Source organism: Streptomyces sp. PU-14G (assembly GCF_041028275.1).
Taxonomy (GTDB): domain Bacteria; phylum Actinomycetota; class Actinomycetes; order Streptomycetales; family Streptomycetaceae; genus Streptomyces.
Window position 1 is genome coordinate 1 of the sequence record NZ_JASKYT010000414.1, and the last position, 6,506, is coordinate 6,506.

Annotated in this window: 10 protein-coding genes; 2 read left to right on the top strand and 8 right to left on the bottom strand. The window is 72.6% G+C overall.

The genetic code is table 11. The features are described from left to right. The 7 genes from AB8Z75_RS30230 to AB8Z75_RS30260 all read right to left on the bottom strand — a co-directional run. Nucleotides 1–153: DUF397 domain-containing protein (locus tag AB8Z75_RS30230; protein WP_369207559.1), on the bottom strand; the 153-nt coding region annotated here is incomplete at its 3' end. Nucleotides 154–202: 49 nt separating this feature from the next. Further along, nucleotides 203–424 (bottom strand): DUF397 domain-containing protein, encoded by a 222-nt coding sequence (locus AB8Z75_RS30235; protein WP_369207543.1) that lies wholly within the window; start codon nt 422–424, stop codon nt 203–205. 87 nt (nt 425–511) lie between these two features. Then, nucleotides 512–733 carry a DUF397 domain-containing protein gene (locus AB8Z75_RS30240; RefSeq protein ID WP_369207545.1) on the bottom strand — a complete coding sequence of 74 codons (222 nt, stop codon included), beginning with the start codon at nt 731–733 and terminating at the stop codon, nt 512–514. Nucleotides 734–782: 49 nt separating this feature from the next. Then, nucleotides 783–1,004: a DUF397 domain-containing protein gene (locus tag AB8Z75_RS30245; protein WP_369207547.1), complete on the bottom strand. Its 222-nt coding sequence runs from the start codon at nt 1,002–1,004 to the stop codon at nt 783–785. Next, the gene (locus AB8Z75_RS30250; protein ID WP_369207549.1) at nt 997–1,797 is read right to left on the bottom strand and encodes a Scr1 family TA system antitoxin-like transcriptional regulator; all 801 of its coding nucleotides are present in this window, start codon (nt 1,795–1,797) and stop codon (nt 997–999) included. The genes AB8Z75_RS30245 and AB8Z75_RS30250 overlap by 8 nt, the downstream gene beginning before the upstream one ends. Nucleotides 1,798–1,951: 154 nt before the next feature. Beyond that, entirely contained in the window at nt 1,952–2,023 is a 72-nt protein-coding gene (cas5, locus tag AB8Z75_RS30255; RefSeq protein WP_369207561.1) for a CRISPR-associated protein Cas5, read from the bottom strand. Nucleotides 2,024–2,164: 141 nt separating this feature from the next. Next, entirely contained in the window at nt 2,165–3,148 is a 984-nt protein-coding gene (locus AB8Z75_RS30260) for a formylglycine-generating enzyme family protein (protein WP_369207551.1), read from the bottom strand. 302 nt (nt 3,149–3,450) lie between these two features. Here AB8Z75_RS30260 and AB8Z75_RS30265 point away from each other — a divergent pair, with 302 nt between their 5' ends. Then, the gene (locus AB8Z75_RS30265; protein WP_369207553.1) at nt 3,451–3,747 is read left to right on the top strand and encodes a hypothetical protein; all 297 of its coding nucleotides are present in this window, start codon (nt 3,451–3,453) and stop codon (nt 3,745–3,747) included. Here the strand turns inward: AB8Z75_RS30265 and AB8Z75_RS30270 are convergent. After that, nucleotides 3,744–5,198, bottom strand: coding sequence for an ANTAR domain-containing protein (locus tag AB8Z75_RS30270; protein WP_369207555.1), 1,455 nt, complete (start codon nt 5,196–5,198; stop codon nt 3,744–3,746). The genes AB8Z75_RS30265 and AB8Z75_RS30270 overlap by 4 nt on opposite strands. 161 nt (nt 5,199–5,359) lie before the next feature. Between AB8Z75_RS30270 and AB8Z75_RS30275 the strand changes: the two genes are divergently transcribed. Then, nucleotides 5,360–6,337 (top strand): LysR family transcriptional regulator, encoded by a 978-nt coding sequence (locus AB8Z75_RS30275; protein ID WP_369207557.1) that lies wholly within the window; start codon nt 5,360–5,362, stop codon nt 6,335–6,337. Nucleotides 6,338–6,506 lie beyond the last annotated feature (169 nt).

The window sequence follows — 6,506 nt, forward strand, 5'->3', positions numbered from 1 at the left end:
GGCGGGGCCTTGGGGGTTTTTGGAGTCGCGGACGGGGATGGTGGCGCTGTCCGTGTCGAGGACTTCGAGGCAGCTGCCACCTTCGTCGTTGCTGTAGGACGACTTGCGCCAGCCGTGCAGCGTGGACGCGTTGGAAAGCGTGCGCTTACTCATCGTCTTCGTACCCCCTTGTGACGTGCCCGCCTTGTGCAGCCCTGCCGCCTCACCCGTGGTCGTGGCTCGCTTTGAGGGAGTCGATGAAGGCGCCCCAGGCGTGGGAGGGGAGTAGGAGGGCGGGGCCTTGGGGGTTTTTGGAGTCGCGGACGGGGATGGTGGCGGGGTCCGTGTCGACGACTTCGAGGCAACTGCCGCCCTCGTTACCGCTGTAGGACGACTTGCGCCAGCCGCTCAGCGCAGACGCGTCGGGGAGGGTGCGCTTACTCATCGTCTACGTGCCCCTTTGCGACTTCGCCCTCGCGGGCGTGGGATGGGGCGCCGGAGTCCGATGCCCGCGTTGTGTGGAACGGCACGCTCACCTGCGGTAGTGGTCTGTCCTGAGGGAGTCGATGAAGGCGGCCCAGGAGGCTGAGGGGACCAGCAGGGCGGGGCCGTGCGGGTTTTTGGAGTCGCGGACGGGGATGGTGGCGCTGTCCGTGTCGACGATTTCGAGGCAGCTCCCGCCCTGGTCGTTGCTGTAGGACGACTTGCGCCAGCCGTGCAGCGTGGACGCGTTGGAAAGCGTGCGCTTACTCATCGTCTTCGTACCCCCTTGTGACGTGCCCGCCTTGTGCAGTCCTGCCGCCTCACCCGTGGTAGTGACTCGCTTTGAGGGAGTCGATGAAAGACGTCCAGGCGGGGGAGGGGAGCAGGAGGGCGGGGCCGTGCGGGTTTTTGGAGTCGCGGACGGGGATGGTGGCGCTGTCCGTGTCGAGGACTTCGAGGCAGCTGCCACCTTCGTCGTTGCTGTAGGACGACTTGCGCCAGCCGTGCAGCATGGAAGCGTCCGGGAGGGTGCGCTCACTCATCGTCTACGTATCCCTTCGCTGATTTCCTCAGTAGGCGAAGAGACTCCTTCAACGGGAGCGCGTCGCCCATGGCCAAAGCGTATCGGCTTTGTAGTTGCTCAACTACTGACGGCGCATCATGGACCCTGCCCAGTCGCAGGCTTTCCGTATAAGCAACCGGCGGCTGGTCCTCGAACCACATCAGGCTGAGCATGCTGGCCAGCAACGGGTGGATGCCCAGACCCAGCGGCAGCACGTGCAGGCGGATGCGTTCGGTCTCGACCAGGCGCGCGAGATGGGCGCACTGTTCCGCCATCACGGCTGCGCCGCCCACCGGTCGGCGCAGCACCGATTCGTCGAGCAGCGCCCACACCACCGGTGTCACCGGCGAGTCGAGGACCTTCGTGCGCTTGAGCCGTGTGACGACGAGCCGGTCACGTTCTTCGTCGCCCAACGGGGGGAAGCCGCCCCGCAATACCGCTCGCGCGTACGCCTCCGTCTGGAGGATGCCGGGTACGAACGACAGCCCGAACTCCCGGATGGCCGTGGCCTGTCGTTCCAGGACCAGCGCGGCTTCGAAGTAGTCGGCGACCGCCTCGTTGTCGTCCTGCCGGGGACGGAAACTGCTCAGTACGTCGCCGGTGTTGAGCGCGCGGTCGAGGCGCCTGGCGTCCTCCTCCGAGGGGACGCGGCGCCCGGCCTCGATATGGGAGATGTGCGACCGTGTCATGAAGGCGAGGTCCGCCAACTCCTGTTGTGTCATCCCCGCGGCCTCGCGCCGCGCCCGCAGCCATTCCCCATAGGCGTTACTCATCGTGCGCTCCCTCGCGACGAAGGCGGTGTCACCCCGGACCCCCTCGTCAGCGTAGCGATCCCCGTTGCAGCGTGTGAGGGGTTCGCTACAGACGGAGAAAGGCGCACGAAATGGCTCGACTGCTCCCCTGGGAGACGCCGGAGGGGAAGCCCTGTTACGTCGTCGGCGACGGAACAGGGCCCGTCTCGCGGCTGGCCGACGACGTGGAGGCCGTCCAGCTCGCCATGGCGCGGGACCTGATCGGGTACGCCGACGACCTGCTCGCCGACCGCAAGGCCACCGTCGAGCAGGTGCGCTACGTCGCGGCCCGTCTTGTCGAGGCGCTGCGGGACGTGCACCGGATCGCGTGGGCCCGGTCCACGGAGGATCAGTGATCCGGCAGCGCCGACTCCGACACCGCGCAGCGGAACCCGCCGTGTCCCGTCGAACTGTCGGGCGCGTTCGCGGTGCGGGCGGCGACGCGGTACCGGTTGCAGTACGTGTGGTGGCACAGGTGTGAGCCACCGCGCAGCACACGGTTGGCGCCCTGAGGGGGCCCGGCGGGGTCGGTCCGCGTCTCGGGACGGTCCGCGGCGTGCCAGTCCGGGGAGAAGCGGTCGGCGCACCACTCCCACACGTTGCCCGACGTGTTGTACAGGCCGTACCCGTTCGCCCCGAACGCGTTGACCGGGGCCGTACCCACGTGGCCGTCCTCCCCGGTGTTGTGCGCGGGGAAGCGGCCCCGCCAGATGTTGCAGCGGTGCCGGCCCCGGGGGGAGAGTTCGTCGCCCCAGGGGAACCTGGCCTGGACGAGGCCGCCGCGCGCGGCCTTCTCCCACTCGGCCTCGGTGGGCAGCCGCTTGCCCGCCCACCGCGCGTAGGCGCTCGCGTCGTGCCACGAGACGTGGACGACGGGGTGGTGGCCGCGCTCCCCGACCGAGGAGCCCGGCCCCTCGGGCGCCCGCCAGTACGCGCCCTCCACCGCCCGCCACCAGGGGGCGCCCGGCACGGTGCCGGGCAGCACGGAAGTCTCGGCCGTGGGTGGGACGAACGGGCCGAAGACGTAGCTCCAGCCGAAGCGTTCGGCCTCCGTCCGGTATCCCGTCGCCTTGACGAAGCGGGCGAACTTGGCGTTCGTCACGCAGGTCGCGTCGATGTGGAAGGACGAGACGGTGACCTCGCGCACCGGCCCCTCACCGTCCACCGGGACGGCGTCCGCGTCGTCCCCTCCCATCAGGAAGGGGCCACCCGGGACGCGGACCATGCCGCGCAGAACGTCGGCACGGGAGCGGGCCGGGACCGCGAAGTCCGCCTCCGCGGCGGGGGCCGCCGTGGGCCCCGCCGCACGGTCAGGACCGCAGCAGGCGCTCATCCCTTCCCCCCTGGGAAGGACCGGCGAGACGACGATGGGCAGGGGGCTGCGGCTGCGCTCATGCCCGCATCGTCATCCGGCCGCGTGAGCTGCGTCAACGCCCCCGCCGGCCGAGGCTGGCGAGGGCGCCGTGCGCCACGTGATCCGCCGGTCGGACGGGAGCGGCCTGGCCTGTCCGGGCCCGAGAGGCAGCGCCGTCGTGGCCGGGGGAGGGCGAGCCGGCCGGGCCGGGCGGCGAACTGTCCTGCCGGACTCTCGCGTCCTCCCTCACGCTCGTCACTGCACACGAGGGAGAGTTGGCTGTGGCCGACAAGGACGTGGAGCGGACCGCTGCACCGGAGGGCGCGCCCAAGCCGGCCTGGTGGGCGAAGCCTGCGGCCTGGGGTGCGGTCGCGTTGGTCGTCCTCGGGGCGCTGTTGGGGACGTGGACCTACTGGGGGTGGGAAGACGCCGTGCCCCTCCCGCTGCTGGGGCCTCTGGCCGCCAAGATCGTGTCCGTCGGGCTGGTGTTCGCGGGAGGTGCGCTGCTGGGCTCCCTCGGCGCGCGGACTACGGGCTTGGAAGACACGAACGGGGCGAAGGACTTTCGACGGCTCTAGGCCCAGGTGCTTCCTCTGTGGTGCAGGTCCTCCAGGGCGTCGAGGACGACGGTGCGCTGGTACCAGTCGAGCCAGCGGCCCGCCTGGGCTCCCATCTCGTCCAGGGCCCGCGCCTGCGCCGCGGTGAGTGCCCGCACGGGGTGGGTGTGGTGGGTGGAGACGACGCCTTGGAGCCGGCCCGGGGCGGCGGTCAGCGGTGTGCTGTGGCAGCCGCGGCTGCCCGCCGCCAGCAGGACCCGCCTGGCGCGCTCGGTGAAGACCGTGTCCGTCGCCACGTCGGTGACGGTGACGCGGGCGACCAGGCGGGCGGCCACCGCGCAGGAGGTCTCCGCGCCGTCTGTGCGGGTGTGGTCGACGCGGTCGAAGAACTCCTCGAAGTCCTCGTCGAGCCCTCGGGATTTCTCCAGCCGCAGGCTGCCCGTGACCGGATCGACGAGTTGCACGTTGCCCATCGTCGTCTCGGTGATCTCCATGCTGCGGCGCAGTACCGCGCCCAGCACCTCGGAGGAGTTCGCCGACCCGGCGCGCAGGCCGGAGTGGAACGCCAGCGCGGGCGGTATGCGCCGTTCGCGTCCCGGGAACCACTCGGCGTGCGGGGAGCGGGGGCGGGGAACGGTCACGACGGCGGAGGCGAGCGTGCGCAGCCGCACGTTGAACCGCTGCGAGCTGGCCTCCATGAGGTGGAAGGCCGCGCGGTCGTCCGGCAGCCGGTAGCGCTCTTCGAGGATGCCCTGGGCGCGGGAGACGAGCGGGTGCGTGCGTGCCTTCGCGCGGAGGTTGCGCACCTCCGCGCGCAACCGGACCAGTTGCTCTCCGGCCCGGTCGTCCGCGTCCGTGTCCGCGGCCACCCCGGTGCCCGGGCCGGCCGGCCTGCCGCCAGAGGCCGTCGGGCTGCCGCCAGGGCCCGCCGGGCTGCCGCCAGAGGCCGTTGGGCTGCCGCCAGGGCCCGCCGGGCTGCCCCCAGGGCCCGCCACGCCGTCTCCGCCGACCACGACGCGGCTGTCGTCGCCGCTATCGAGGCCGTCCCCGAGGCCGACGAGGCCGTCCCCGCCGACGACGCCGTCAGCCGCGCTGCCCGGTGTGCAGGTCGCGGCTGCCTCCGCGACGCCGGGGACGACGGTGAGCGCGCCGTCCGCGGCCAGCACCCGGCCGATCGTCTCGTCGGTGGTGGCCACCAGCAGCTTGATCCCGCCGTCCGCCAGGTCGTGGGCGCGGGAGACGAGGGCGCGCACGCCGGCGGCGGAGACCAGCGGCACCCAGGTCAGGTCGATCACCACGGCCACGGTTTCCAAGGCGTGCGGCGTGGCGGCGCTCAGCGCCGGGTGGCCGGCGTCCCGCAGGCCGCCTTCGGCGCGTACCACCCATAGGCTGGCACCGCCGGGGAGCCGTACGACTTCCGTCCGCGCCTCGTCCGGGTGCGCGATGCCACAGGCGTCACCCGTGCTGGTCATGTCCCGCCCTTCTTCCTCTCCCGTGACACTTGCTGTACGACAACATACTCGTCGCGCGGACCAGCCACCCACTTCGGCCCGGGCGCTCGCGAGGGCGGGAGCCGGGCGCCGGGTGGGGCACGCCTCTTGTCGGGGCCCGTGGGCCGCCCCACCGTAAGGACATGGATCTGGAACTGAGACACCTCAAGGTCGTCTCGGCCATCGCCGAGGCGGGCAGCCTGACGCGGGCGGCCACCGGGTTAGGGCTCGCCCAGCCCGCGCTGAGCGCGCAGCTGAAACGGATGGAGCGCTCGCTCGGCGGTGAACTGTTCGTCCGCGGCCCGCACGGGGTGCGGCCCACCGAACTGGGGGAACTGGTGCTGGAGCGGGCCCGGGTGCTGGTGCCCGCGGTGACCGAGCTCCAGGTCAGTGCGCGCAGGTTCAGCCGCGAGCGGGCCGCAGGGCAGGGCGGACCCGCCCGCTTCCGGCTCGGCGGCACCCACGGCCCCCTGCTGGGCGGCCTGGTGGACCGGCTGGCCGACGCCTACCCGAGCGCGTCGGTGACGACGTACACGTCGTGGTCGGCCGTCGAACTGGCCGGCCTGCTGACCGAGGGGCGGATCGACTACGCCCTCACGGGGGCGTGCGGCCAGAGCCCGCCACCGTTCACCGCGGCGGGCGCGGAAGTGGCCTGGCGCGAGGTGGCCGTCGACCCGGTGTTCGTCATGCTTCCCGAGAAGGACCCCCTCGCGGACCGCGACGAGGTGCCGCTCGCCGCACTCGCCGGGGCGCGCTGGACGAACGTGCCCGGCGACGGCTGCTTCGCGGAGTGCTTCGCCGCGGCCTGCGCCCGCGCCGGGTTCACGCCGCAGGCCGTGTACGAGACGGACACCGCCTCCTGTGTGCATCTGGTGCAGGTGGGGCGGGCGGTGGGCCTGTGCCGGGCGACGTTCCCGCCGACACCGGGACTGGTGACCCGTCCACTGGCGGGGGCACCGCTGCTGTGGCGGCACCTGCTCGGGTGGCATCCGGGCGCGCCCGCCGCCGACGCGGCACGGACCACGCTGGCGCACGCCCGCGCCGCGCACCGCGACGCCGCCGAGCTGAGCCCGAGCTACGCCCGCTGGCGACGGGCCCGCCACACCACCCCGGCGCCCTGACGGGCGCTGCCGGTGCCGTGGCGGGCGGGCCGGTGCCGTGACGGGCGCCGACGGTGCCGTGACGAGGCCGGGGCCATAACACCGTAGGAGGAGGGCGGAGGCCGGGGCCATAACACCGCGGGAGGGGGGAGATCGGGAGGTCCCGTGGCTGCCGGGAGCGGGCCTACGG

Bases quoted from the DNA above. Each gene is read 5' to 3' on its own strand.
- AB8Z75_RS30245 (WP_369207547.1), bottom strand. From the start codon at position 1,004: ATGAGTGAGCGCACCCTCCCGGACGCTTCCATGCTGCACGGCTGGCGC.
- AB8Z75_RS30250 (WP_369207549.1), bottom strand. From the start codon at position 1,797: ATGAGTAACGCCTATGGGGAATGGCTGCGGGCGCGGCGCGAGGCCGCG.
- AB8Z75_RS30275 (WP_369207557.1), top strand. From the start codon at position 5,360: ATGGATCTGGAACTGAGACACCTCAAGGTCGTCTCGGCCATCGCCGAG.
- AB8Z75_RS30270 (WP_369207555.1), bottom strand. From the start codon at position 5,198: ATGACCAGCACGGGTGACGCCTGTGGCATCGCGCACCCGGACGAGGCG.
- AB8Z75_RS30260 (WP_369207551.1), bottom strand. From the start codon at position 3,148: ATGAGCGCCTGCTGCGGTCCTGACCGTGCGGCGGGGCCCACGGCGGCC.
- AB8Z75_RS30240 (WP_369207545.1), bottom strand. From the start codon at position 733: ATGAGTAAGCGCACGCTTTCCAACGCGTCCACGCTGCACGGCTGGCGC.
- AB8Z75_RS30235 (WP_369207543.1), bottom strand. From the start codon at position 424: ATGAGTAAGCGCACCCTCCCCGACGCGTCTGCGCTGAGCGGCTGGCGC.